Annotated in this window: 20 protein-coding genes; 6 read left to right on the forward strand and 14 right to left on the reverse strand. The window is 60.7% G+C overall.

Annotation, left to right across the window (positions count from 1 at the left end; all coding sequences use genetic code 11):
* Positions 1 to 257: 257 nt before the first annotated feature.
* Positions 258 to 1,175 carry an MBL fold metallo-hydrolase gene (locus tag O7B34_RS30235; protein WP_337143198.1) on the reverse strand — a complete coding sequence of 306 codons (918 nt, stop codon included), beginning with the start codon at positions 1,173 to 1,175 and terminating at the stop codon, positions 258 to 260.
* Between the two features lie 465 nt (positions 1,176 to 1,640).
* Here O7B34_RS30235 and O7B34_RS30240 point away from each other — a divergent pair, with 465 nt between their 5' ends.
* Together O7B34_RS30240 and O7B34_RS30245 are read left to right on the forward strand one after the other, a co-directional pair.
* Complete coding sequence (locus O7B34_RS30240) at positions 1,641 to 1,868, forward strand: hypothetical protein (RefSeq protein WP_337149423.1); 228 nt, start codon at positions 1,641 to 1,643, stop codon at positions 1,866 to 1,868.
* A 202-nt stretch (positions 1,869 to 2,070) separates the two neighbouring features.
* Positions 2,071 to 2,343, forward strand: a complete 273-nt coding sequence (locus tag O7B34_RS30245; protein WP_337149424.1) for a hypothetical protein — start codon at positions 2,071 to 2,073, stop codon at positions 2,341 to 2,343.
* 349 nt (positions 2,344 to 2,692) lie between these two features.
* Here O7B34_RS30245 and O7B34_RS30250 read toward each other — a convergent pair whose 3' ends face one another.
* The 7 genes from O7B34_RS30250 to O7B34_RS30280 form a co-directional block, all read right to left on the reverse strand.
* Positions 2,693 to 3,673 (reverse strand): alpha/beta fold hydrolase, encoded by a 981-nt coding sequence (locus O7B34_RS30250; RefSeq protein ID WP_337149442.1) that lies wholly within the window; start codon positions 3,671 to 3,673, stop codon positions 2,693 to 2,695.
* Between the two features lie 338 nt (positions 3,674 to 4,011).
* Positions 4,012 to 4,527 carry a Dps family protein gene (locus O7B34_RS30255; protein ID WP_337149443.1) on the reverse strand — a complete coding sequence of 172 codons (516 nt, stop codon included), beginning with the start codon at positions 4,525 to 4,527 and terminating at the stop codon, positions 4,012 to 4,014.
* Between the two features lie 357 nt (positions 4,528 to 4,884).
* Positions 4,885 to 5,577, reverse strand: a complete 693-nt coding sequence (locus O7B34_RS30260) for a response regulator transcription factor (RefSeq protein ID WP_337149425.1) — start codon at positions 5,575 to 5,577, stop codon at positions 4,885 to 4,887.
* Positions 5,567 to 5,956 carry a response regulator gene (locus O7B34_RS30265; RefSeq protein WP_140813301.1) on the reverse strand — a complete coding sequence of 130 codons (390 nt, stop codon included), beginning with the start codon at positions 5,954 to 5,956 and terminating at the stop codon, positions 5,567 to 5,569. Before O7B34_RS30265 ends, O7B34_RS30260 begins: the two co-directional genes overlap by 11 nt.
* A gap of 3 nt (positions 5,957 to 5,959) precedes the next feature.
* Complete coding sequence (locus O7B34_RS30270; protein ID WP_337149427.1) at positions 5,960 to 6,601, reverse strand: response regulator transcription factor; 642 nt, start codon at positions 6,599 to 6,601, stop codon at positions 5,960 to 5,962.
* Complete coding sequence (locus O7B34_RS30275) at positions 6,598 to 9,405, reverse strand: PAS domain-containing protein (RefSeq protein WP_337149429.1); 2,808 nt, start codon at positions 9,403 to 9,405, stop codon at positions 6,598 to 6,600. The genes O7B34_RS30270 and O7B34_RS30275 overlap by 4 nt, the downstream gene beginning before the upstream one ends.
* A gap of 166 nt (positions 9,406 to 9,571) precedes the next feature.
* Positions 9,572 to 13,600, reverse strand: coding sequence for a PAS domain-containing protein (locus O7B34_RS30280; protein ID WP_337149430.1), 4,029 nt, complete (start codon positions 13,598 to 13,600; stop codon positions 9,572 to 9,574).
* A 648-nt stretch (positions 13,601 to 14,248) separates the two neighbouring features.
* On the opposite strand from O7B34_RS30280, the gene O7B34_RS30285 reads away from it, so the two are divergent.
* Complete coding sequence (locus tag O7B34_RS30285; RefSeq protein WP_337149431.1) at positions 14,249 to 15,502, forward strand: cytochrome b; 1,254 nt, start codon at positions 14,249 to 14,251, stop codon at positions 15,500 to 15,502.
* A gap of 126 nt (positions 15,503 to 15,628) precedes the next feature.
* Here the strand turns inward: O7B34_RS30285 and O7B34_RS30290 are convergent, their stop codons facing one another.
* The 5 genes from O7B34_RS30290 to O7B34_RS30310 all read right to left on the reverse strand — a co-directional run bounded on the left by O7B34_RS30290 (position 15,629) and on the right by O7B34_RS30310 (position 20,334).
* Entirely contained in the window at positions 15,629 to 16,063 is a 435-nt protein-coding gene (locus O7B34_RS30290; RefSeq protein ID WP_337149432.1) for a DUF1810 domain-containing protein, read from the reverse strand.
* Positions 16,064 to 16,205: 142 nt separating this feature from the next.
* A complete protein-coding gene (locus O7B34_RS30295; RefSeq protein ID WP_337149433.1) occupies positions 16,206 to 16,958 on the reverse strand; it encodes a sensor histidine kinase in 753 nt (250 codons plus the stop codon).
* Positions 16,959 to 17,162: 204 nt separating this feature from the next.
* A complete protein-coding gene (locus tag O7B34_RS30300) occupies positions 17,163 to 18,896 on the reverse strand; it encodes a DHA2 family efflux MFS transporter permease subunit (RefSeq protein WP_337149434.1) in 1,734 nt (577 codons plus the stop codon).
* A complete protein-coding gene (locus O7B34_RS30305) occupies positions 18,893 to 19,927 on the reverse strand; it encodes an HlyD family secretion protein (protein WP_337149436.1) in 1,035 nt (344 codons plus the stop codon). The genes O7B34_RS30300 and O7B34_RS30305 overlap by 4 nt, the downstream gene beginning before the upstream one ends.
* Positions 19,928 to 19,992: 65 nt before the next feature.
* The gene (locus tag O7B34_RS30310) at positions 19,993 to 20,334 is read right to left on the reverse strand and encodes an SPW repeat protein (RefSeq protein WP_140813313.1); all 342 of its coding nucleotides are present in this window, start codon (positions 20,332 to 20,334) and stop codon (positions 19,993 to 19,995) included.
* A 389-nt stretch (positions 20,335 to 20,723) separates the two neighbouring features.
* Between O7B34_RS30310 and O7B34_RS30315 the strand changes: the two genes are divergently transcribed.
* On the forward strand, positions 20,724 to 21,341 hold the full coding sequence (locus O7B34_RS30315; protein ID WP_337149437.1) for a TetR/AcrR family transcriptional regulator: 618 nt from the start codon (positions 20,724 to 20,726) through the stop codon (positions 21,339 to 21,341).
* A 71-nt stretch (positions 21,342 to 21,412) separates the two neighbouring features.
* Here the strand turns inward: O7B34_RS30315 and O7B34_RS30320 are convergent, their stop codons facing one another.
* Positions 21,413 to 22,579: a patatin-like phospholipase family protein gene (locus O7B34_RS30320; protein WP_442921020.1), complete on the reverse strand. Its 1,167-nt coding sequence runs from the start codon at positions 22,577 to 22,579 to the stop codon at positions 21,413 to 21,415.
* 680 nt (positions 22,580 to 23,259) lie between these two features.
* On the opposite strand from O7B34_RS30320, the gene O7B34_RS30325 reads away from it, so the two are divergent.
* Positions 23,260 to 23,928, forward strand: a complete 669-nt coding sequence (locus O7B34_RS30325; RefSeq protein ID WP_337149439.1) for a response regulator transcription factor — start codon at positions 23,260 to 23,262, stop codon at positions 23,926 to 23,928.
* A gap of 115 nt (positions 23,929 to 24,043) precedes the next feature.
* Positions 24,044 to 25,891, forward strand: coding sequence for a PAS domain-containing sensor histidine kinase (locus O7B34_RS30330; protein WP_337149441.1), 1,848 nt, complete (start codon positions 24,044 to 24,046; stop codon positions 25,889 to 25,891).
* The last annotated feature ends 121 nt before the right edge of the window (positions 25,892 to 26,012 follow it).

The raw sequence follows: 26,012 nt of genomic DNA on the forward strand, positions 1-26,012 counted from the left end.
AAGCCGGATCAGGAATCGCTGCCGCTGGCCAGCGGATGTCCGCGCTAACTCTTCACGGCCTTGGCGCCGAAGGCCTCTGGCGAAGAGAGTTCACACTTCAAGCGGACCGTCGCCATGATGCTCGACGATATCGGAGCGGCGGTTTTGGAGCGCGTCGCGTCGAAACGGATTCATGCGACGCGCTCTAAGTTTTTGTTTGATGCATGTCTGCGAAACCGGGGTCACTTTTGCGCGACGTGCATCAACCCGACAGGCGGTCAGTAATCCCAGACGGCCGGTACGCAACGAAAGGCGTCGCCCTCGACCGCGACGTGGCAGACGGATGGGAACGACAGGTGAGTGGCCACCAGGGGCTCGCGGGTCGCCGCCAACTCCCGCAAGAGGCTGACGCGGACGCGGGCCGCCTCTTCGGGATCGTGTTCGAAGCCGTTGTGCCAGTCGGGGCGGTCGAACCCGACCTGGAACACAGCGTCGCCGGCGAACGTCAGCCGGTCGCCGCCGGACGCGAGGCGGACCACGCTGTGTCCGGGGGTGTGGCCGCCGGTGCGACGGACGACCACCCCCGGCGCCACCTCGTACTCATCCTCGAACGGGCGCAACTGGTTATGGTACTCGTTCACGAACCGCTTGGCCGTCCGCCGAAGTGCGTCCGGGAAACCTTGCGGCATTGAGACCCGAGAGAAATCGGGCGACTCCCAGAACTTGAGCTCCGCGGCTGCCACGTGGATCCGCAGATCCGGACGCAGCTGGTCCTTCACCCCCTCGACGAGCAGCCCGCCAATGTGGTCCATGTGCATGTGGGTAAGCACCACGTCGGTCACCGATGCGAGATCGATGCCGGCGGCCTCCAACCGCTGGCCCAACCGCCCGGCCTGCGGCAAGTGCAAGTCCGGGTCCATCCCCAGCCCAGCATCGACGAGTATGGTCCGGCCGCCGCTACGCACCACGATCACATTCAGCGGCCACTCGAGCATTTCCGGCGGCAGGAACATGTCCTCCAGCCAGGCCGCCCGGACGGCCGGGTCGACATTGTATGCCATAACCGGGGCCGGTATCGGTAGCACTCCATCGCTGACCACCATTACTTCAATCTCGCCGACCCGCAGCGCGTAACGCGACGGAACCAACTCGTCGGACCCCGGTCTACCGGGGTGTGAGGTGTTGTCCAAGCTCATGTTTGTCTCCTGCTGATCGCCTTATCCACGGCCATATCGGCCACCTCCGCCGCTGGTCCCATGGGTTGGCACGCGCCTCCATCGACCCACTGGCGTCGGTGGAGGAAGTTGCACCGCATCGGCCCGCGCGGCCATCGAGCGGAAGCGTCGGTTTCGCCATGCGAAGGTCTATGCCGGACCCGTTGAGAGCATCGGTGATCTCCCGCAAACGGCTATGATGCAGTCGGCGCGCCCCCGACATAGCGTTTTCAGGCATGTCTTGGTTGGCACGCTGGTCCGAACGAGCAAGTCCGGCGCGGCCGAAAATCCTGCTCTCGCAAACAACGTCATCTCCTAAACTTTGGCCTACATACCCCGATCCTTTTGTGCTGCCTAGACAGTCAGCTCGTCTGGTCGTTTAGCAAACGTACTGCGCTTATCCTAATGGAGTACTAACGATCGAAAACTCAAGACAGAAGTCACCCAATGAAAATCATCACCCTTATTTGCACTGCTCTTGTTGTTTCAGCAGGAGCGACATTTGCCGGAAGCGACCACTATGAACCGAGTGGGGATCAGCAGTCTGCAACTGTCACTGACTACATGCATGTCTTCTCGACCAAGAAGACTGGCAATGGTGCCCGCATGCCGCAAACCGTGCTCAAGCCGGCGGCTCCCACCCGCGAACCCGGCCAAGGCATTTGGGGCCACTGACGCCCGACAATCAGAAAATTGAAGGGCCGAGGCGTGACCTCGGTCCTTCTTCCGCCGCACCAGCGATACGTCCTGGATATGTGAATCCGGATTTCCTATCCGGGCCGCGGTCAGCTGCCTGTCGCATCTCGGAGACGATATCGATCGCGCTCGATCGATATCGTGACCTGCCGATTTCCACCATTTCGGGATCATCACGAAATTGCTGCCGGAGGCCTGTTTTACCATCGGTGACGGTATCGGCCAGCGGTCGGTTTCCAAGATCGCCCAGATGTCGCTGGCAAAACAACTATCTATGATCGACAGATTCCCGGCGCTCGGCAGGCTTGTCTTCCAGAACGCTTTGGCCTTGCAGGCGCTCGCCGGCGACGGCCGACGACGAGACGTGGTGTCTGTCGCCTGCTACCGTCTCCGCGGCGACCGAAATGTGGGCAGAGGTCTCAACAACCTCCGGCGTTGTCCCTCCCTCAAATAGTGACCAGTTCGCCAAGTCGCGGGCGAGCTGCGCGTAAGCACAGCCCGTCTGTCCGCAAGGGGTTTCATGCCTTGGCGGCTGTGGTCCGAGTGGCCGTCCGTGCATCATTTGTCCCTCAGTGTGCGTCCCGTGCCGGCGCCAGCGCTGGAGTTCGATGGCGCAGTGGTTCCGTTCCACCGTCCGAGACATGAGCCGGCAGAACCAGCATTCGGGCCACCGCTCGGCTATGCGAGCGCACAACGTTTGGCCTCTTGGGCCGCCTGAGATAAGGTTCAACGCGCGCGACAGATTGCCAGAGATGGTCATCGAGAGCTCCAAGGAATTGCGGATGACGCGCGGCCAGCCGGCATCATCCCCTGATGAAGGCGAGCAGGTCAGCGTTGACTTGGTCCTGGAGCGTGGCTGTGATGCCGTGCGGCGCCCCGGGGTAATAGATATCCTTGGCACCCTTGATCAGCCGCGCCGACTTGACTGCCGAGTCCTTGACGGGAACGATCTGGTCGTCCTCGCCGTGCAGGATCAGGGTCGGCACGTCGAACTTCTTGAGATCTTCAGTGAAATCGGTCTCGGAGAAAGCCTTGATGCATTCGTAAGCGTTCAAAAGACCGGCCTGCATGCTCCACAGCCAGAACTGATCGAGCGTCCCTTGCGAGACCTTGGCGCCCGGCCTGTTTGCGCCATAAAACATGGGCGCCAGGTCGCGGTAGAATTGCGAGCGGTCCCCGACGAGGGCGCTCCGCATACCGTCAAACACTTCCTGGGGCAGGCCTTCCGGATTGGCTGGCGTCTTCAGCATGATCGGCGGAACCGCCGCGATAAGAACGGCTTTGGCAACCCGCTTCGTTCCGTGCCGCCCGATATAGCGAGCGACCTCACCTCCTCCGGTGGAATGGCCGACAAGCGTCGCGTCGCGAAGATCAAGCGCCTCGATCACTGCCGCCAGATCGTCGGCATAGCCGTTCATGTCGTTGCCAGACGAGGCTTGGCTGGACCGGCCATGGCCGCGGCGGTCGTGCGCCACCACGCGGAAGCCGTTCCGCGCCAGGAAGAGCATCTGGCCGTCCCATGCATCGGAATTCAGCGGCCAGCCATGCGAGAAGGTTACAGGCGGACCCCTGCCCCAGTCCTTGTAGTAGATTTCCGTGCCGTCCTTGGTCGTGATTGTGCTCATCGTCTTGGATCCTTTGCTTGATTTAGAGGTGGGAAGGTTTTGCACTCGGTTCGCGGCCGAAGCAGCGAGCGGCAATCCGGCGGCGGCAACTACGCTCAAGCCGGCCAACAGAACATCGCGGCGGGATGCGCCAACGGAGAAAAATCCATCCTGGTTCATCGCACCGTCCTTGGTGTGTGGCTTGAACATTCGGCTCACCATCACGACCATCGATCGACCTGCGCGATCGCAGTTCGGGGAGGGACGGGCGAAGGAGCGGTCGAAACTCGACGGTCGTGATGGCTTGCAAGGAGGATGCACCGATCCGGGCCGCTAGCCTATTCTACGGAAGGATCTGCGATACGATGCCAAGGTGCAGGATAGGCACGCCGAGGCATGGGTCGTGGCTGAGGAGAAGGCCTGGCGATTAGAGTGCTTCGACTCGTCGGGCAGACATGTGCACGTTCCGGGGCGGGCACCAGAGACACAGGCCCCCGACCCGTCACAACCGACGAATATTAGTTCGATCTGCGAAGCGTCTCAAACAGGAACCAAATCCGCTGCTCGGACTCGTCGATCCAATTTTCCAGGAGGCTCGCTGTGGCCACGTCGCCGTGTTCGTCGCAAAGGCCATGCAGGACGCGCATTCGGGCGGCCAGCGTGCCATTGTCCTCGCGCAATTCCGCCAGCGCCTCGTGCGATTGGACGAAATCGGCATCGTTGTCCGCCAGTCGTTGGCGGCGGGAAATGTCGCCGATCGAGCGAATGGTGGTGCCGCCGAGTTTGCGTACCCGTTCAGCCAGTGGATCGGTCACGGCCAGAATCTCGTCTGCCTGATCGTCGAGCAATAAGTGGTAGTCGCGAAAATGCGGTCCCGACATGTGCCAGTGGAAATTCTTGGTTTTCAGATAGAGGGCGAATAAATCGGCCAGCAGAACCGTCGCTGCAGCCGAAATGTCGCGCACCGCTTCGTTGGAAAGGCCTGACCGGGTGTGCAGGTCGGCACTCATGCGGGATTTGGCATTGTCTTCCATGGTCCTTACTCCTTTGTTGAGACGAAGCCGAAAGAGGGCTTCGCGAATTGACATTGAGCTCGGCCTGTCAGCTAGAGTCGGCTGGGGCGTTGGCGGCAATGGGTATTGCGAGACCACCTCGTTCAAATTTCTCGGCGAGGCAGATCTTGGGTCGGCAGGGTCGTTATCTCACGCTCGGTTCACCTTGCCGGCTAACCTACCCCCTGAGATTTGTGCTGGACCCGGCGAAGGTCGCGAACCGGCGCATTGCAGGCTCCGCTGAAAATACGGCGACGGCTAGAAACTCTTGACGAAGAATGGTCTGCGGCGCTGGGCAATCCTATTGGACGGGAGGCATGGAGCGGCCTATGCTAGCGTCTAGGTCGCGCCGGCCTCGCGCATCGGCGCGGGCAGTGTCTCCCATGCCCGGATCAGCTCGCCGATGGAAGCGGCCTCCATCTTGCGCATGACATTGCCGCGGTGCAGCTTGACCGTCACTTCACTGATGCCGAGGTCGAAGGCAATCTGCTTGTTGAGGCGTCCGCGCGCCACTTCGCACAGAACCTCGCGCTCGCGTGGCGTCAGCGTCTCGACGCGCTCGATGTTGCGCTTGACGACGACCGCCTGCGCCCGCCGCTCGGCATCCATCGCAATGCCCGTTATCACAGCGTCAAGCAGCGTTTGATCCCGCACCGGCTTGGTGAGAAAGTCCACGGCGCCAGCCTTCATCGCCTGGACAGTCATCGGAATGTCGCCATGCCCGGTCAGGAAGATGATGGGCTTTGGGTTTCCGTTTTTCGCAAGGTGATGCTGCAGATCGAGGCCGCTCGTCCCTGGCATGCGCACGTCGAGGATCAGGCAGCCGGGGCTGTCCAGTATCCCGGCGTCGAGCAGTTCGCGGGTCGAGGTGAAGCAGACCGGCAGGAAACCCGCCGACAGGATCAATTCGAACAGCGCCTCTCGAACAGACGCATCGTCATCGACAATGATGACGAGCGGCTGCTCCGCTTCACTCTTTCGTTGCTTTGACAACGGCGCCGATTTCCGCAAGAGCGGCTGGTCAACTCTCATGTTTGTCCTCGGTTTCTTGGTTGCGTAAAGCTTCGGTGACGGCAGCAAGCAGAACCTGGCCGTCAAAAGGCTTGCGGAAAAACCCGCTAATGCCCTTGGCGCGGTACTGATCCGCTATCTCGTGACGGCCGGTGATCAGGAACACCGGCAGTCCCGGACGCGCCTTCTTCACCAGATCACGAAGCTCAAAGCCGTCCGTGCCAGGCATCCCAATGTCGGTGATGAGCACGTCCACGCCCAACAGCCCGTCGATGAGCAGCGATCCCGCCGACGGGAAGCTGCGGGCCACATAGCCCGCCGACTCCAGAAGGTCCTCGAGCGACTCAAGCAGCCTTGGATCGTCATCTACAACCGCCACGACAGGTCTTCGCTTTGTCACGGCTCAACTCCCTCCCGCTCGGCGCGAGTGAGTGATCGGTATCTCCAGTCGCTCCGCGATACGCACGAGGTCGGCGAGCGATGCCGCCGCCATCTTCTGCATCACATTCCTTCTATGGATTTGTAATGTGACCTCGCTGATCCCGAGTTCGGCGGCGGCCTGCTTGTTGAGAAGACCGCTCACCACCAGTGGCAGCACCTCACGCTCGCGCGGCGTCAGGTCAAGATAGCGTTGCCGCAACACACCAAGTTCCGCGCGGTCTGCTCGCTTTTCCCGATCCTGGGCGATCGCCGCGTGGATTGCGGCCATAAGATCCGCATCACTGAAAGGCTTGGTAAGAAAATCCACGGCGCCGTGCTTGATCGCACGCACCGAGGATGGAATGTCGCCATGTCCGGTTATGAAAACGATCGGCGGATGATCGCCCTCCGCGATCTGCCTCTGCAGATCGAGGCCGTTAATATCCGGCAATTCGACATCGAGGATGAGGCACGACGGGGCGTCCGGCTTGTTCGCGCCGACATAGTCGCCCGCCGATCCAAACGCGATGGCGCGCAAACCGTGCGAGGCCAGCAGTTCGCCGAGCGCCTCCCGGATACGTTCATCGTCATCCACGATGAAGACAATATGATCTTCCATCGTCATGGCGCCTTTATAGGCAACGTGAAGATGAACGTCGCTCCATGCGGCTCGTTCCTCTCCATCCACAATCGCCCCCCGTGAGACTCTATGATCGACCGGCAGATCGCCAACCCCATCCTCATGCCCTGCTCTTTCGTCGTGAAGAACGGCTCGAATATCCTGTCCGGAAATTCGACGCCCAGGCCGCGATCGCTGATCTCCGTCTGGACCACATCACCTATTCGGCGCACACGCACCCCAAGAATCCTGTCACCTGCAGCAGAGTCCATTGCATCCATGCCGTTGCCAATGAGATTGACCAGAACTTGCTGGATCTGGACACGATCCAGCGCGACAAGTGGAAGCTCGGTGTCGACATTGATGTCGATGCGGACACGCCGCCGCGCCGCTTCCTCGGCCATGAGATTGTGCGCCTCCGCAATGAGGCCGCTGAGCGCCGTAGAGATCCTGCTGTCCATGGATTGCTTGAACAGAGCGCGGATGCGGCTCACGACATCGGCGGCGGAGTTTGCGTCACGAATGATACGCTCGGCCGTGATCTCGGCACGCTCGAGGTTCGGAGGCTCGGCGGCCAGCCAGCGATAGCAGGCGTGTGAGTTGGCCACGATCGCCGCCAGTGGCTGGTTCACCTCATGCGCGATGGATGCCGAGAGCTCCGCAAGGCTTGCCGCCTGGCTCGCGCGTGCAAGTCTTTCTCGCGCCAGACGCAGTTCCTCCTGCGCCCGAACCTCGCCGTCAATGTCCAGGCAGATGACATTCCACCTCACAATGGCGCCCTCGGCATTCCGCATCGGCGCCGCGCGCATGTCGACCCAGAGATATTCCCCATCGAAGCGCCGCAGACGGTGCCTCCCCGAGTATGGCTCGCCGGTGGACAACGAATGGGCGTACTGCTCCTTGACTGCCGCGAGGTCGTCAGGATGAACGCCGGCGTCGAGTGTGCCGGCCAACCGGGACTTTCCCGCACCATACAATTCTTCAAGGTTGTATCCGAGGAATTCGCGGAGCTGCTGGCTGCGATACATCGGCTCGCCATCCGGCGCGGCGCAATCGATCATCACCGGCAGCGTTTCAACGAGCTGCCAGAGAAAACGCTCCCTCTCGCGCAGCGCTTCCTGGGCACGCATCTCATCGTCGATGTCGATGGAAATTACGAACCATTGTACAATCGCTCCGCCTTGGTCCCGCACCGGCTCGGCGCGGCCATCAACCCAGCGATACGCGCCGTCCGCGCGACGCATACGATACTTCAAGGAGTAGGGCTCGCCGGTAACGAGGGAGTGGCGGACTGCCTCCAGCAGGCGGGCTGCATCTTCGGGATGAATGAGAGACTGTACGACTGCCGCCAGCCGGCTCATATCCGGCTTATCCAGTTGCGCCAGGTCGTTCAACCCGAAGAAGTCAAGCAAGCGCTTGTTGAAGAAGGTTGGCTCGCCTTCGGGCGTCAGACGCCTTATCTGGACCGGGACCATGTCCACGAACTGCGAGAGCTCACGCTCCCGACCGCGCAACGCCGCCACGGTTTTCTTATAAACGTCGTTGTCAAGCGCGATGCCAAACCATCCTGTGATTTGACCCTGGCTGTCGCGCGTTGGGCGTGCGGCGGTTCGAGCCCAGACATAGACGCCCGTCGCGCGCCTAAAGCGAAACTCGACATTGAAGTGATCGCCGGTCTTCAGACAGTGACGCCATGCGGCTGCGACCTGGTCATAGTCGTCCGGATGAAGCAGCCGTTTCCAGGCGGTATGACCCTCCTTCAAGGAAGCATTCAAATCCTCCGGCGTCACCCCGAGGGAATTCTGGGCAAACGGATGTAGATAGATCCATCGGCCAGCCGCATCGAATGCCCATCCGTTGCCGAATATGCTCTCGATGACCTTCGCCGACCGGATTGGCTCGGCTTCGTTTTCACCTAACGGGTCTGATCCTGTCGTAGTCAGCGGCTCCCTGTCCGTCACCAGATCGTCGATGTCGACACTTACACTGTACCCCGGCTCTGATCGGGTCTCGATCCAACGATAGTAGCCGTCGGCCTGACGTTGCCGATGTTTCGTGACCTGGGGGACGCCCGTCCAGAAGGCGCGAGCGGCCGCATGAGCCGTCGCAGTCCGGTCATTCGGATGAATAAGGCTCAGCGAATGCGGTGCGTCGGGCGCGGTTTTTTCCTTGAGCGCGGCACTGCCGACGTCCGCAAATCGATCGCTGACGAGCGGTACATCGCCGTCAATGATTGTACCGTACCATGCAAGCACATGACCCTGGCTGTCACGCAGTGGTTGCCCCGAGATTCGACCCCAACCGTAAGCACCGCTCGCGCGTAACATGCGGTGTTCGACATTGTAATGCTCACCTGTTTGCAGGCAGCGGCGCCATGCGGCGACGGCGTCGTCATAATCGTCTGGATGAATAACGCGCTTCCACCTGCCGGCGGCATCGGTCGCCCATGCATTGCCGACTACCCTCTCGACAACCTGCGCTGCCCAACCTGCGTCGGCATCGAGTGACGCCGAGACACTTGTGGCAACGACCGCCGCGACGCAGAGCGCTACGCCAAAGAACGCTGCCCATGGCAATGCGAGATCGCGCATACCGCCAACGTCGAACCAGGCGGCCCAGACCAAGCCGGCGAGCGCGATCCCCAATGTCGCATAAAGGAGCTGAACCTTGCGACCACGTGCATAGAGGTTGAGTACGGCAACCGGGGCCAATAGGCCAAATGGCGTCGCGGCTAGCCAGGAAGCGCCCATGCCGATGACGGATACTCCGATCGCAAGGGCCAGGCGTTGTTGGGGAAGCACTGCCGTCACGATCGGCTTCTCCTGCCGGACAAAGAAAGCCTGGGGACTTGTTCTCAACATCTGAACCTGGCCGGCGAACTCGCACCTACCCTAGTGCCATCACGCCAGAGCCGCACCTTATGGAAATCCATGCATCGGAGATGTTGCAGCTATGGGGAACCGGAATGCACCATCGTCATGGCGCCGCTTTCGCTTCGACGGGCAATGTGAAGATGAACGTCGCTCCATGCGGCTCGTTCCTCTCCATCCACAATCGCCCGCCGTGAGACTCTATGATCGACCGGCAGATCGCCAACCCCATGCCCATGCCCTGCTCTTTTGTCGTGAGGAATGGCTCGAATATTCTGTCTGGAAATTCGACGCCCAGGCCGCGATCGCTGATCTCCGTCTGGACCACCTCTCCCATTCGGCGCACGCGTACCCCAAGAATCCTGTCGCCCGCGGTAGAGTCCATCGCCTCCATGCCGTTGCGGATGAGATTGACCAAAACCTGTTGGATCTGGACACGATCGAGCGCGACAAGTGGAAGCTCGCTCTCGACATCGATGTCCATACGGACACGGCGCCGCATAGCTTCCTCGGCCATCAGGTCACGCGCTTCGGCAATGACGCTGGCGATCGGCGTGCTGGTTCTCATTTCGAGGGCTGGTCTGAACAGAGCGCGGATGCGGCTGACAACATCTGCCGCGGAGTTTGCGTCACGGATAATGCGCTCGGCCGTGGTCTTCGCGCGAACGAGGTTAGGAGGCTCGGCGGCCAGCCAACGGTAGCAGGCGTGTGAGTTGGCCACGATCGCCGCCAGTGGCTGGTTCACCTCATGCGCGATGGATGCCGAGAGCTCCGCAAGGCTTGCCGCCTGGCTCGCCCGTGCAAGACGCTCTTGCGCCAGACGCAGCTCTTCCTGCGTCCGAACCTCGCCGTCAATGTCCAGGCAGATGACATTCCACTGCACAATGGCGCCCTCGGCGTTGCGCATCGGCGCGGCGCGCGTGTCGACCCAGAGATATACGCCATCGAAGCGCCGCAGACGGTGCTTCCGCGCATACGGCTCGCCGGTGGACAACGAACGGGCGTACTGCTCCTTGACCCCCGCGAGGTCGTCGGGATGAACCCCGGCGTCGAGTGTGCCGGCCAACCGGGACTTTCCCGCACTGTCCAATTCTTCAAGGTTGTACCCAAGGAATTCGCGGAGCTGCTGGCTACGATACATCGGCTCGCCATCCGGCCCGGCGCAATCGATCATCACCGGCAGCGTTTCGACAAGCTGCCAGAGCGAGCGTTCCCTTTCTCGCAGCGCTTCCTGCGAAGTCACAAAATCGTGGATGTCCACGTTGGCGCCGTACCATCGGATTATGCGACCATTCTCATCGTGAAGCGGATCCGCGCGTCCCTCTGTCCAGCGATATGAACCATCCCATCGACGGTTACGAAACTTCAGCTCGAATGGTTCACCCGTGCTGAAGGAATGAGTTAGGGCTCCCAGCAAAAGGGCCCTGTCATCCGGATGGACGATGGTTTCAATGGCGCTCGGCAATCCTGCCTGAGCATCGAAATCTTCCAGTTTCAAACCGATATAGTCCGCCATGGTTTTGTTGATGTATGCTGGCTCGCCGCCTGGCGTTACACACCAGATCTGCATTGGCACTGTGTCTATGAGCTGCTGAAGCTGCCGCTCGCTGCGTCGCAGCGCCTGTTCGACGTGCAGCTGATCGTCGACGTCGTGCGAGAGGCCGTACCACTGGACGATGCGTGCGCTCTCATCCCGCAGTGGCTCCGCGCTGCCTTCCACCCAGCGGTAGACGCCATCACCACGCCGCAGGCGATATTTCCTGGAGAAGCGCTCGCCAGTGGCTAAGGAATGGTTTAGCGCTTCCCTGAGGCCGTCCGCATCATCGGGATGGATGGCGGTCTCCATGAAGGCCGACAGCCGGCTTATGCCCGGCTTGTCTGCATCGGCTATGTCCCGGCCGAGAAATTTTATCAGGCGCTTGTTGAAGAACGCCGGCTCGCCCTCCGGGCTCAACCGCCAGAGCAGGCTCGGAACCATATCCACGAGTTGCGAGAGTTCCCGCTCCCGATCGCGCAACGTTTCCTGCGCACGCATCTCATCGTCGATGTCGATGGAAATTACGTACCATTGCACAATCGCTTCGCCTTGATCTCGCAGCGGTTCGCCGCGGCTATCAACCCAGCGATACGCGCCGTCCGCACGACGCATACGATACCTCAAGGAGAAGGGCTCGCCGCTGGCGAAGGAGTGGCGGGCGGTCTCCAGCAGGTTGGCTGCATCATCGGGATGGACGAGGCTCCCTATGACAGCAGCCAGCCGGCTCATGCCCGGCCTGTCCAAACCCGCTACGTCGTCCAGACCAAAAAAGTCGAGCAAGCGCTTATTGAAGAAGGTCGGCTCGCCTTCGGGCGTCAGACGCCTGATCTGGACCGGGACCATGTCCACGAGCTGCGAGAGTTCCCGCTCCCGGTCGCGCAATGCCTGCTGCGCGCGCACCTCATCGTCGATATCGAGAGAGACCCCGTACCATTGCACAATCGATCCATCTTGATCCCGCCGGGGCTCCACCCTGCACTCCGCCCAGCGATAAGCGCGATCTTTCTCAAGCCAACGAAACCGCATCGCGGAGCCGCCGCCGGTTTCGAAAGAATTCCGCAACGTTCGCTGCACCTCGAGAGCATCTTCGGGATGAATCAGCTCGTGCAGCAATTCTTCGATGCTCGGCTCCTCGAGCTCTTCGAAGTTCGGGATGACGGAGCGAAAATGGTCCTGGTATCGCTTGTTGAAGTAGACTGGCCCACCCGCAGGGGTTGCACTCCAGACGCGGACCGGCACAGCGTCGATCATTTCCTGAAGCTGACGCTCGCTCCGCCGCAGCGCCTCTTCGGCGTGCATCTGATCGTCGATGTCGTGGCAGAGGCCGTACCACTGGACGATGCGTCCGCCCTCATCGCGCATCGGCTCCGCCCGGCTCGACATCCAGCGATAGACGCCGTCGGCGCGGCGCAGGCGATGCCTCATGGAAAACCGCTCACCGGTGACGAGGCAGCGGTATAGGGCGTTCCTAAACTCCGCTACGTCGTCCGGATGGACGGTCTCCATGACCGCCTCCAGTCGGCTCATGCCTTGCCTGTCTGTGCCCGCCACGTCGAAACCGAGATAATCCATCATGCGCTTGTTGAAGAAAGTCGGCTCGCCGTCCGGCGTCAGACGCCAGACATGGCTCGGGACCATGTCGACGAGTTGCGAGAGCTCCCGTTCGCGGCCGCGTAATGCCTCCACGCTTTGACGCAATGTGAGCAACGCTAGCTGATGCTGCCGGGATATGGCGGCCACGATGAGCGCCGAAAATGCCGAGACGGCCAGAAAAAGCTGCAGCATGATCTGATTATGCTTCAGGGACTCGACATCACCGGCAAATTGGCTGGTACCGGATATTGTGAACACCGCCGTAATCAGTGCGAGGAGGGTCAAGGTGACGGCGGCCCCTTTAAACTCAAAGCGCACCGCCGCCCACAGAAGAGGCGGCATGATGATGTAGGCGAAGGGCAGGTAACCGCTCAAGGAAAGGGCGGCGACACCTAGAAAGATCACTCCCAGGACGCAAGCTTCGATCCACCGCGCGGCCGATAGCTGGGCCTTGCCGCGCCAGTTCTGGAACACGACCAGCGCCAGTGGCGCCACGATTAGGACCCCGGTGGCGTCTCCGATCCACCAGAGAGGCCAGGCCGCCACGAAGGTTTGCGACTGCATACCAAACCACGCAAGCGTCGCGCTCCCAACCGTCGCGCTTATGACTGGCGCAACTCCGGCGCCTAGCGCGACGAATGCGAGAACTTCCTGCAAGGTTTCCAGCCGAACCGGTCGCCTTAAGGTCCGGTTCACGAGCCACGCGCCGGCCACGGCTTCAAGAGCGTTGCCGGCATAAATCAGGAAAGCCGCAGGCACCGGACTGTGGAACCACAAGAGATTGCTGGACAGCTCAGACAAACAGCCAGCCAGCACCCACCATGGCCAGCTATGCCTGGAGGTGAAGACAAGAGTAGCGATGAAAAGCCCGCTCGGCGGCCAGATGGAAATGCCTGTTCCAGGTACGATTGCGAGCGACTGGGCAAATCCGCAGCCCAAGACGTAGGCGGCAATAAAAAACCCCAGGTGGAAGAATTGTGGGCGGTGCGACCAGACGTACATCATCGGCTGCTCCAGCTCGGGACCGTCGGCGCTCGGTATAGCACTACTTCTGAACATCTGGCCGGCTAAAATCCCACCCGAGATTTGGGCTGGCGAACACAGTCCCCTCCCATTCTAGATTCCGCCATGCGCCAGCGCACCTCATGGAAATCCATGCATTGCGCGGGGCAAGGGGGCGCCACGCGCCTCTGCGGAAAAGCCGGAAGACAGCCGCTCCGCGCATGGCGCATCAACGAATTACGGCGCCACTTGCCGTCGGCCAGGATACATGATGTCCGCGGCAGCCCGCCTAACTCCTTCACGCAGGAAACCATAGACCAACGTATCGGACGCACGCGTCCTCGGCACAATGGCCCGCGCTGCGGAAGGCTGGCATGGTCGGCGCTGCCGTAACCCGAATGACGCCGGGATGCGACCTGTCGAACGCGCTGCGGATTCTCCCGGGATTGTGGTGTGACGACACGGCGCCGCCGCCGGCAAGTCGCGGCAGCGGCGCTGACGGGTTTACTCGCGCGACGGCTCGGCGAACCTGCGCGCGCAACCGGATCGGAGTGCCGCCAGGGCGAGTGAACCCGCTCATCTGCAATGAAGGCAGCCGGCTAAGGAGCGCGCCGATTTCGGTACCGAGAATTCGATAACCAGGGCGATTTGATGAGTGGCGGACATTCAACCTATGTACCCAAGACTAGGATCGGACGCTGGCTCGACGCCCGCCTGCCGCTGCCGCGCATGGTGCATGATCAGTTCATCGTCTATCCCGTCCCGCGCAACCTGAACTACGCCTATTCCTTTGGCGGCATCCTCTCGATGATGCTGGCGGCGCAGATCGTGACCGGTGTCGTGCTGGCGATGCACTATGCGGCCGACACGACACTGGCCTTCAATTCGGTCGAGAAGATCATGCGCGACGTGAATTCCGGCTGGCTGTTGCGCTACCTGCATTCAAACGGCGCCTCGTTCTTCTTTATCGCGGTCTACATCCATATCTCCCGCGGCCTCTACTACGGCTCCTACAAGGCGCCTCGCGAGCTGCTCTGGATACTCGGCTGCACCAACCTTCTGTTGATGATGGCAACCGCCTTCATCGGCTATGTGCTGCCCTGGGGCCAGATGTCGTTCTGGGGCGCCACCGTCATCACCGGCTTCTTCAGCGCCATCCCGCTGATCGGCGACTGGGTCCAGCAATTGCTGCTCGGCGGTTTTGCCGTCGACAATCCAACGCTCAACCGCTTCTTTGCGCTGCACTACCTGCTGCCGTTCATGCTGGCGGGCGTCGTGATTTTGCACATCTGGGCGCTTCACGTCGTCGGCCAAAACAATCCGGCAGGCATCGACGTGAAGTCGGAAACTGATGTCGTGGACTTCACGCCCCACGCCACGATGAAAGACGCGCTCGGGGCCGTGGTGTTCCTGATCCTCTTTACGTATTTCGTCTTCTACATGCCGAACTATCTCGGGCACCCCGACAACTACACCATGGCCGACCCGCTGAAGACGCCGGCTCATATCGTGCCCGAATGGTACTTCCTGCCGTTCTACGCGATCCTGCGCGCCGTAACCTTCAACATCGGGCCGATAGACTCGAAGCTGGGTGGCGTGCTCGCCATGTTCGGCGCTATCGCCGTGCTGTTCCTTGTGCCCTGGCTCGACACATCGAAGGTTCGCTCGGCGGTCTACCGTCCCTGGTATAGGCGGTTCTTCTGGCTGTTCGCGGCCAACGCGATCTTTCTTGGCTGGCTGGGCTCGAAGCCCGCCGAGGGCATCTACATCCCGCTGATGCAGGTCTCCGCCGTGTACTATTTCGCATTCTTTCTCGTCGTCATGCCGGTGCTTGGCTTGATCGAGACGCCGCGCCCGCTGCCGAACTCGATAACCGAAGCCGTCCTGGAGAAAAGCGCCAAATAGCCTCCTCGGCCGAGCGGATCGAGCGGGCAAAGGCAGATCGGCGCGAACTCAGCACGCCCGTCGGCTTGCGGTCACAATCGCCTGCCGCCATTCCTCTTCGATAGGCAGGTGGTTGCGCAAGTTGAACTATCGCGACATGGCGTTAAGTTCATTCACGGTCTTCTCGTCGAGTAAACCATCGAACCAGACGTCGAACATCGTATCGAGCAGGGACTCGTCGTTGCTTGCTTCGGAAAACAGCGTCAGCGAAGCGTGCAGTTTCCGCGCGTCGACATCGCCGAAGACGGCGTAAGCGCTTTTGTTCGAGAGCCGCTGCAATGTGCCAGCGCATTCCCGATAACGACTTTCCAGCAGCGGAGATGAGAGGTAGGCGCTGGCTTCCTCGAGGGACGTGATGGCGTAAGGCTCGGGCGCCGCGTCGCTTCGATAGGATGCCAGCCTCGGAAATATGAACTCCATGAAGGGAGTGCACATCATTCCCCGACGTAGAATACGGATCGCATCGCCGTACACCCGGTTCTGTGCACGGATGAACCTCTGCAAATTATATTCGTCGCTCATTTCAGTTTACGCCAATTTTCCACGCGGAACAATTTCGACTGTGCCCTGGCGAGAATGGCTGGACCTCCCTGCCCAGACGAGAGACATACCCATGGTGCGAGGATGCGGGTCATCGAACTCTCCTCTTGGTTTGCCGCAAGTCCTACCGAGCCTGCATCGCGGGCAGCCGCAATATCACCGCCGTACCCGCCCCGAAGACGCTCTCGATGTCGACGCTTCCGCCGTACCGCTCGGCAAAATGCTTCACCATCGGCAAGCCGATTCCGCCCAGGCCCTTGCCCTTGGTCGTGAAAAAGGGATCGAACGCCCGGAGCACGGTCTCCCGCGTCATTCCGATACCGCAGTCTTCGACCCGGAACTCGACGATGGTGGCGCAGCCGTGGACGATCGTAGCGGCGCTTATCGAAATTAGACCGCCGCTCGGCATCGCGTCGCGCGCGTTGAATACGAGATTCAAAACCGCGTTCTGCAAACCGAGGGGATCGCATTTCGCTGTGGCGAGATCGGTTCCGGCGCGAACATCGAGACGAAAGCTGGTATCCCATGCGCTTCGAAGAAGGTTTTCGACCTCGGTCAGGCAGGCGCTTACGCTTGCATGCTCGAGCGAGCGGTAATTCGCCGCGGCACCGCCTACCGTCTCCCGGACGAGCGCACCAGCCCGCTGCAGAGCGGTCATGGCGCTGGCGATTACGGGCTTGAGAGCGGGAGCCGTCGAGACGCTCGGGTCGCGAGCAACCCTATTCAACGCGGATGAAGCGACCTGGATAAGGTTGCCTAGATCATGAACAATGCCGGCTGTCGGCTGCTCTATGGGCGGGTCGGCCTGCGAAACATCGGCAATCCGGTCAAAGACATAGTCGCCGGCAGTGCTTGCTTCTGTTTCCGCGCGCGACATTTCATGCACTCCTTTTTTGGCCGACACTTGGCGGTGCAGGCTCGCAAGGGGAGCCTATATTGAGGAGCGTTCGCGGGTCGATTGGGTTGGGGATGAGGGCGATCCATACCGCAGTATATGTCTTGCTGCGGTTTCGCTGGGTTGCCCTCCCAGCACCGACGGCGCGCGATGGAGCGGCCAAGCCGGGACAATCCCGGACGTGTGTCAGACTGGCAACCGCGCGTCTTCCGTCGCAGACGCCTGCCGCTGATTCTCATCGATGCGGACTTTCGAGGCGACCAAGGACGGCTGGCTCGGAATCATGTCGGACGCAGGCGCGTCCAGCCTCGGGAAGCTGGTTGGCTTCAAGGATAATTGCGCCGCGCGCAGTCTTGTGAATCGGGTGAGGCCGATCTTGATCGCGACCAGAACGGGCGCGGCGATCACAAACAGCAGCGCTACGGCATTGAACGCGGTGTCGAAGGCGATCACGGTGGACTGACCGGCGACGGCTCTCCCCAGCAGGCTCGTCGCTGCCCGGCCAGCCGCCACGGGATCCATCCCTCTTGCCGCCAACAAGGCGGTCGTCGTCGACAGACGCTCGCTGACTGCAGGGATGCCCGCGGTGACATTGGCGCCAAGTACCGCGACATTGGCCGCGACGTTGTGGTCGATCAATGTCTGAAGCCCGGCGACTCCCATAAGACCGCCGAGCTGACGACCCGTGTTGAAGAGGCCTATGCCGGATGCCAGGTTTTGGTCGTCGAGTCTGCCGAAAGCGATGAGGGTGATCGACAGGAACAGGAAGCCGAGGCCCAGACCGCGCAACAGGATGGCTGGCATCATGTCGTCCGCTCCGCTCTCGATGGTCGAACCGGACAGCATCCACATCGCAACCATGATCATCAGGATTCCGAAGGGTACCGTGGCGATCGGAGGAACCCGGTGGGCCTGCATGAGGAAAGCAGCGATGAGGAGCGCGCTGATGAAAAGCACGCCGCTCGGCAACAGCAGCAGGCCGGCATCGGTTGGCGTGAACGCAAGGACGGACACGGCAAACGAAGGGATCAGGAAGGCGCTCCCGAACAAAGCGGCGCCGGCGACGAAACTGACGATGAAGGCGAACGAAAAATCCTCCGATTTGAACAAGCTGAAATCCAGCAGGCCTTGGCCTTCGGCCATCACCTGTTGGCCGAGAAATGCCAGCAAGGTGGCCGTGCCGATCAGTGTCACCCACAGGATCCGAGGCTCCTCGAACCAGTCCCATCGGCTGCCTTGGCTGAAGACATAGGTGAAGCAGAAAAGTGTGACGGAGATCAGGGCGAAGCCGAACCAATCAAACCGATGGTGCGTGGTCTTAGCGTGCATCGGGCTGTCCGCGATCAGCAGAAGCCCGGCCGCCGCCAACGCCACCGGAACGATGCTGAAGAATATCGATGTCCAGGACTGGCTATCGAGCAACCACCCTTGAAGGGCTGGAGCGATGGTGGCGGGGGCAACGACCGACCCCATTGCGAACAGGGCTTGAAGGATTGGTTGGTGGGATCGCGGATAGGCGAGAAAAATGACCGCCTGGCCCCCAACAAGCAGGATGCCTCCGGAGAAGCCTTGCATCACGCGGAGCAAGACAAGCAGATCCAATCGGTCTGTGGTGGCGGCAATGGCGCAGGCTACGCCCATGACCAGGGTTGAGCCGATGACCAGACTGCGCGGGTTGACACGGTTCATCAGGCAGGCAGCGGCCATGAACCCGACTAGCTTCGGAGCGGTGTATCCGATGTCCAGCCAAGCGAACTCATCGGGAGTTGCATAGGTGTCGCCGATGATATCGCCGCGCCCGAGCGACAGGACCGTGCTGGCAATCGCCTCCGTCAGGGAGGCGAGCACTATGCCCGCGACGAGAAAGCCTCCCGCCGCAGATCGATCACGGCCCTGCGTGGCGACGAGCGCCGTGGTCACGAGCCGCTCGCTCCATTGATCTCGACCCGCGCCGACAGGCCCGGGACGAGGCGGCCGGGCGATGGATTGCCGACAAACCGGATCTTGACCGGAATGCGCTGGACGACGCGAACGAAGTTCCCGGTCGCATTGTCCGCGGGAAGCAAGCTGAACGCAGATCCACTGCCCGGCGAAAAGCTGTCCACCACCCCTTCAAACCTCTCTTTTGGATAGCCGTCGATGGCAATGCGGACGTGCTGGCCGGGCCGGATGTATTCGACCTGGGTTTCTTTGAAATTCGCCACGACCCACACGTCGTTGACCGGTACGAGATCCAGCAAGGAGACGCCAGGCGCGACAAGCCGGCCAATGCGCACCTGACGGTTGCCGATGACGCCGCTGACTGGAGCGCGCACCACGGTGCTGTCGAGATCGATTTGGGCGAGATCGCATGCGGCCCGTGCCTGTGCGACGGCGGCAACGGCCGCTTCGCGCTGAGTGGCAAGAACGGCGACACGTTGCTGCTGTGCCTCTACCGTTGCCGATGCCGCTGCATGGCCAGCTTCGGCTCTCAAGCGCGCGGCATCAGTTTCATCGACCTGGGCCCGGCTCACGGCGTTGCTGCGAATAAGTTCGCGGCGGCGGTCGGACGCCTTTATCGCGAGGTTCAACTCGGCCTCGGCCGAACGCATCTGGGCTTCGGCCTGTCGGATGAGGGCATGCTGAAGCTGGACCTCTGCTGCAACATTGCTGAGACGAGCCTGGGCAGCTTCGACATTGGCCGCAGCTTGCGCGAGGCGTGCGCGGTAGTCCCGATCGTCAATCCGGAACAGGACGTCTCCGGCCTGGACGGTCTGGTTGTCCTTAATCTCCACCGCAGTGACGTAGCCCGCAACTTTTGGAGCGATGGAGGTCACGTCTCCGCGGACATAGGCGTTGTCGGTCGACACGCTGCCGTCCGAACTGGCCCAAGCCCACCCCGCAGCCACGACCACAAAGGCGCCGAGGCACAGCAGCAAACCGACGATCTTTCTTTTGTTGCGCTGTGCCACGGCGTCCTCCGGTAATGCACGTTACCATCCGCATTTACGGTAATGACTGTTACCAAGTCAAGAGGCTATGCCGATGCCGTGCGGCTGTTCCGGAGCTGGATGATGGCGACCGTCGCGACGCAGAGTCCAATCAGGACGTGGGTCCACATTGCTGCCTGTGCCGATCCGAAGCCGAGCAGGAATGGCGCAATCACCGCCCATGAACCCAGGGTGAGATTGGACCATTCGGCCCAAGCCCCGTAGCGGTAGAGCGCGACAGCGGAGCAGCATACGATCAGCGTGCCAACGATCCCGGCGTTCCACGCCGCGGCAGGCAGCCCGGCAAACAGGAACGCAGCGCAGGCCAAGCCAGCGCCCAGAATGAGGTTGGTCCACTCCAACCCCTTGCTTGGTACTTCACTTTTCATCTTCATCTCCTTTTTCGGTCCGTACCACCTTTCCACCAAGGCTGCGGTGAACGGAAACGGGAGGATGAGACAGTCCGGTGCGCTCGCCTATTCTACGCAGGCGTATGTCGGGCGATGCTAAGGTGTCAGGCGGCTGGGCGTGATGATGGTGAAAGGTAGCGAAGCGCTCAGGTCGCAGCGAGCTTCGGCTTAGGAGATCAGCCCTTCTTACGTCGCATGTGTCAGCCACCTTGCCGTTGCGAGACAGTGCGGACAGGATTCGCCGGCCAGGCCCGCGGTATGCGCGACGCCAGGCACACCAGCACCACGGCCCCTGGCATACTACCGTTGACGTCTGTGGTAACACTCGTTACCAATCAGGAAGCGCATTGTGATTGGGGGAAAGGCCTGTGGTTGCAGCGAAGTCGGGGGGAACCAAAACCCGTCGAGAGGCCCTTCTTCAGGCGGCTGCCGAGGTCTTTTTCGAACAAGGCTACGCGGCGACAAGCATCGACGCGATCATCGAACGCGTGGGCGGATCGAAACGCAACATCTACAATGAGTTCGGCAATAAGGAAGGGCTGTTCTCGGCCATCATAGTGGAAAGCGCAGACAAGGTGCTTTCGACCTTGGCAATTGAAGAGATTGCAGGCCATGACTTGCGGGAGACGCTGACGGCATTTGGCCAACAGCTTCTGGACGCTTACATGTCGCCCACCTTGCTCGGCATATACAGAATTGCCGGGGCCGAGGCCAATCGCTTTCCTGATCTCGTGAAGTCGTTCTACGAACAGGGACCCGGCCGGGCCACGTCCCGGCTCGCCGAGGTCCTCGAAGTCGCAAAGGAGCGCGGAGAAATTCAGGGCGGCGATTGCCTGGGCTTGGCAGGCCATTTTGTAGCCATGATGCGGGGCAACCTCCATCTGCAGGTCATTCTCGGCCTACGCCCGCCGCCGTCGCGCGAAGAAGCGAAGGCAGCGGTCAGTTCCGCCGTTGAGGTCTTTTTGAACGGTATTCGACCGGGTTAAGACAAAGTGGACTTGCTGAGCGGCCGGGCTCGCGCAGGGGTGCTGATCGCAACCCGCCGAAGCATTCGCCTTCAGCGAAAGACAGGGCGATCTTTCCACAGATTTCCGGCGACTGTTCCGGTATATCCAAGGTCATAGACAGTCTGCATATAACTGGTGTTGAAAGGATTGAGCATCGAATAGGGAACCTGAACGTCAATCGTCGCCAGGTGGAAACGTGCCCCTGTCTGTCTGGTGTAGTCATAAAGGATCGTCAGTTCGCTCTGCGTCTGGGACTTGAGGAGGATGGAGTATGCTCTTGCCATGACAGACAGCGTTCTGTTCGGCGTGGTTGCGAATTCCGGTATGAGCGCGTTGTTGACGATCACGTAGAAATCGACGTCCTGCTGCTTGTTCGGCACGAGATGGTTTGTGCTTCTCAGGATTGCCTGTGGAAGTATCAAGAATTGCGAGGACGATCCCCCATCAGAATGCATTTCCTGGAAGCGGCGACCTCCCGACTCGGTCTCGATCATGACCGCCGGATAAACACCCGGAATGCTCGCTGATGCTATCAGAACATCCTGGACAAGCTTGAGCGCGGCCGCGCGGCCGCTGTTGGCGATGGCGCCTATGTTCCACAAGACGGCACGCTGGGTGTCGAGGTTGGTTGTGAGGACAAAAAGGCGACGGCCCTCGCGATGTTGTGCTGCAATCTGTTGCAGGACCGCCGGAGTGATGAAGCGCTCGACCATCCACCTCAACGGCGCTGATCTCAGCAAGCTCGATCCAATCAAGCCAACGGGAAATTTGGTTGCGATAAGGTCCTCCGCGACACCGCTCGTAGTGAGATGCACCAGAGTTTCGTCATAAGCAGATCCGAGGAACGCGAACGGTGCGATCAAGGCACCCGTGCTTACGCCGGTGACCACATCGAATTGCGGGCGGGTACCGGCCGCGCTCCATGCCGAAAGTACGCCGACACTGAAGGCGCCTCCCGCACCGCCGCCGGAGATCATAAGGACGTCGAGGCCATTCGGCTCGGTCTCCGGCGTCCAGTCGCGAACATCTCCTGACCCGATCAGAGCGTCGCGATACATTCGGATCTCGCCATAGCCGGTGATCGAAGCCTTGTCTGCTTCCGCGGCGTCATTGGATCTGTCCGTCGCGGTGATCCCAGGCGCGCAACCCTGGAACCGGGCGAAGGTCGCAACCAGTGCTGCCAGCCCAATGAGCACCAATATTTTCAAAGGCCGCAAAGCGGATCTCCAACGTGCTTGGCATCGTGAACACCGCAACTTCGGTTAATCCGATGGTCTCGGGCACCGGTCGAACGGGTCGCTTCCGGCGATGAGCCTTGATCTCCATAGGCATGCGTAATGCTGGCAGCGCGGTATTACCCGTCAGCCCGACCCATCATGCGGATTGCATGCTCCTCATTTTGACCGACACGACGTCGATGAGGAGCCGCTGAAGCAGGCTATGTGAAGGCGTGGTTGTAGTCGATTGGTTCAAGGATGAAGGCAGGCAATACCCTAGTATAGGTCGCCTGTTGGATATCGGCAGACCACCGCAGTTTTTCCCCTCGTGATAATGGCTCCGCAGCACTGGCGCGGGTGGGGCACAGCGGCGTCTGGCGAAGCAGCCGATCACCCATGGTGATGCCCTGCGCCGAAGGCGAACGACACAAGGGCCGGAACCAGCGGTCCACATACCTATACCGAGGTCTAGGTCAGCCATTCAAATCGCCAGATCCGATCACCCTTTGTCGTGTTGCGTTGCCTGCCGCTATACAGCTACGCCAGACCTAGAGACTACGATTGGCGGGGCATCGTTGGCTATCGGTCGCCGAACGAATTCCGGCGGCAGCGCGTGAGGCGGAGGTCCTAATTGACGTGTGACGGAAACGCAGTTGACACTGATCACGTGACGCCAATTCGTGTCCAGCAGATCTCCCCGAGGCGAGAGTAATGGCGTGGCAACTTCAGGTATCGCAGACAGTCCCGTAGTAGTTCTGATCGACGATGACGCAACGGTCCGCGACGCGTTGGAGGAGTTGCTGAATTCGGTTGGCATCGACACGATATCGTTTTCCTCAGGCCAGGAAGTGCTGGACGCGACGCTGCCGGATCGCCCGGGCTGCCTTGTTCTCGATGTGCGAATGCCGGGTCTGAGCGGCCTCGACCTCCAGCATCTGCTCGCAAGCAAAGGCATAAGGACACCGATCGTCTTCTTGACGGGTCATGGCGACATCGCCATGAGCGTCAAGGCGATAAAGGCAGGGGCAGTGGATTTCCTGACCAAGCCGGTGCGGGACCAGACGTTCCTGGACGCGGTGTCTACAGCCATAGCCACCGACGTCGCGCGAAGAGCGGCGTCGGCCATATCACGCAAGAACGCGGCCCTCTATCAGACACTTACGCCCCGCGAGCGGGAAGTGCTGAGATTCGTGGTCTCCGGCGCGATGAACAAGCAGATCGCATCGCACCTTGGTATCAGCGAAATCACTGTAAAGCTCCATCGGAGCAACATGATGAAGAAGATGAACGCAAGGTCCGTCTCTCATCTCTTCAACGTTTGGCAGTCGCTTCCAACTGATATCCGCTGAGCCCCGGCTGCCGGAGAGGACAGTTGGGCAATCAAGTGCAGGGCTCCTTTAGCTGCTTGGATAACGGCCGCGACCGGGAGACGGACGCAGAGGCGGTCTCGAGAGGGTCTCAAGAATGGAGCTGACGTCGTCAAAACAACGCCGCGCCGTGGCATTGGTGATCGGCGCTACGAGCGTATTGCTGGCAATATCTATCGATGAGCCCTCCGGTCTGCTGGTTGCGGTTGCGATCATATGCATCTGCATCGGCTGGAAGGCGGGACTGGTGGCCGTTGCCGCGGCTGGTCTGCTTTCATCCGCGATCCTGTTTTTGCCGGAATCCAGGGCCACAGGCGGGGTGGCCCGGTGGGTGGTGTTTGTCGTGGCGGCGTTCGCGCTGTGGCTCGTGATCAAGATTTTCAGGACCATGAGCTTCTACGATCAAAGCTACCAGGGCACTAAGCCCGATATTGCCAACATCCCGGGTCTCGGATGGGCAGCCCATCCAAACGGCCGCCTTCGGTTCTTCAATCCTGCTGCCCTCGCATACGTGGGTGTTACGGCCGACGAAATGCGAAGGATGATGGATGCAGATGACTATTCGTGGGCACAGTTTATCCATCCGGACGACTTCGAGGCGAGCATAGCCAGGTGGCGCCACAGCATGTCGACCGGTGAACCGCTGAACGACGAACGGCGCGTCCGGCGGTTCGACGGCACATACCGGTGGTTTCGCGATATTGGCGTCGCTTCGCGAGATGATCGTGGAAGGATAATTGGCTGGAACGGTCAAATCGAGGATATCGACGATCAGAGGAAAGCCGAAGCCGCATTGCGCCAGAGCGAGAGAGAACTTCGACTTCTTGTCGATACAGTCCCGACCATGATCTGGCTTCTGACGCCGGCGGGTCTGCCATATTATTTCAACAAGCGTTTCGTCGACTGGGCCGGAGTAGACCCAACGGAGAAGGAACCAAGCGGCAAGCCTCAATTCGCTAAACACGTAGAGTTGTTCCATCCGGACGACCGGGCAGCCATGAAGGCTGCGTTCAAGACGTCCTTTGCGCGCGGTGAGCCGCTCCAGCACAAAGGTCGGATTTGCCGCAAAGATGGCGAGTATCGCTGGATAGATTCGCGCTTCGAACCGCTGCGCGATGACGATGGCACTATCGTGCGTTGGTACGGCGTAAACTTGGACATCGATGACGAAATCCGCGCGCAGGAGGCGCTGCGCCTGGCGGACGAGAGACTTTCGCGTGCGCTGCGGGCAGCCAGTTTGTCCGAACTATCGGTTTCCATCGCACATGAGCTCAACCAGCCGCTGCAGGCTGTGGTGGCGAACGCCGGCGCCTTCCAGAGATGGCTCGGTGCGGACCCGCCAAGCTTCGATAATGCCATTCGGGTCGCTCAAAAGATCATCCGAAATGCCGATGCTGCCGCTCAGGTGATCAGCCGTATCCGGGCATTGTTCGCGAGGACGACAGCTGAGCCCGAGCCGATAGACCTGAATGCGGTGGTCATTGAAGTGTGTGACCTGCTTGCCGACAAGCTTCAGTCGAGTAGTGTCAAACTTGATATTGAACTTGACCCTCGCCTGCCAGCAGTTACCGCCGATCATGTGCAAATGGAGCAGGTCGTGCTGAACCTTGTACGCAACGGCATCGAAGCTATGCACGACATCAACGCCCACTCGAGAAGGCTGCGAATCGTCTCGCGGTGCCGTGGCGACGAGATGGTCGAGGTAGAGGTGTGCGACCAAGGGCGCGGACTGAGCGATCCGGAAAGGATTTTTGAGGCGTTTTACACCACCAAGCAAGAGGGATTGGGAATGGGCCTGGCGATCTGCCGCTCGATCATCGAGTCTCATGGCGGCCGGCTTTGGGCCGACAACATCGCAACTGGCGGTGCGTCGATAACCTTCGCCCTGCCAAAGGGCTCCGCCAAGGCAACCAAGATCTCGACTGCCGAACCGGGACCCGGCTAGAGCGGTTCACGAGTTGATGGAATCGAAGGGATTCCGGATCAGTCGGTTTTGTGATTCAAGATGCTGGCTGGAATGGAGGCCAGCATCTGATGACTCGACCTCTTTCCAATGATCTTCGCGA

This window comes from Mesorhizobium sp. Cs1299R1N3, assembly GCF_037179625.1.
Taxonomy (GTDB): domain Bacteria; phylum Pseudomonadota; class Alphaproteobacteria; order Rhizobiales; family Rhizobiaceae; genus Mesorhizobium; species Mesorhizobium salmacidum.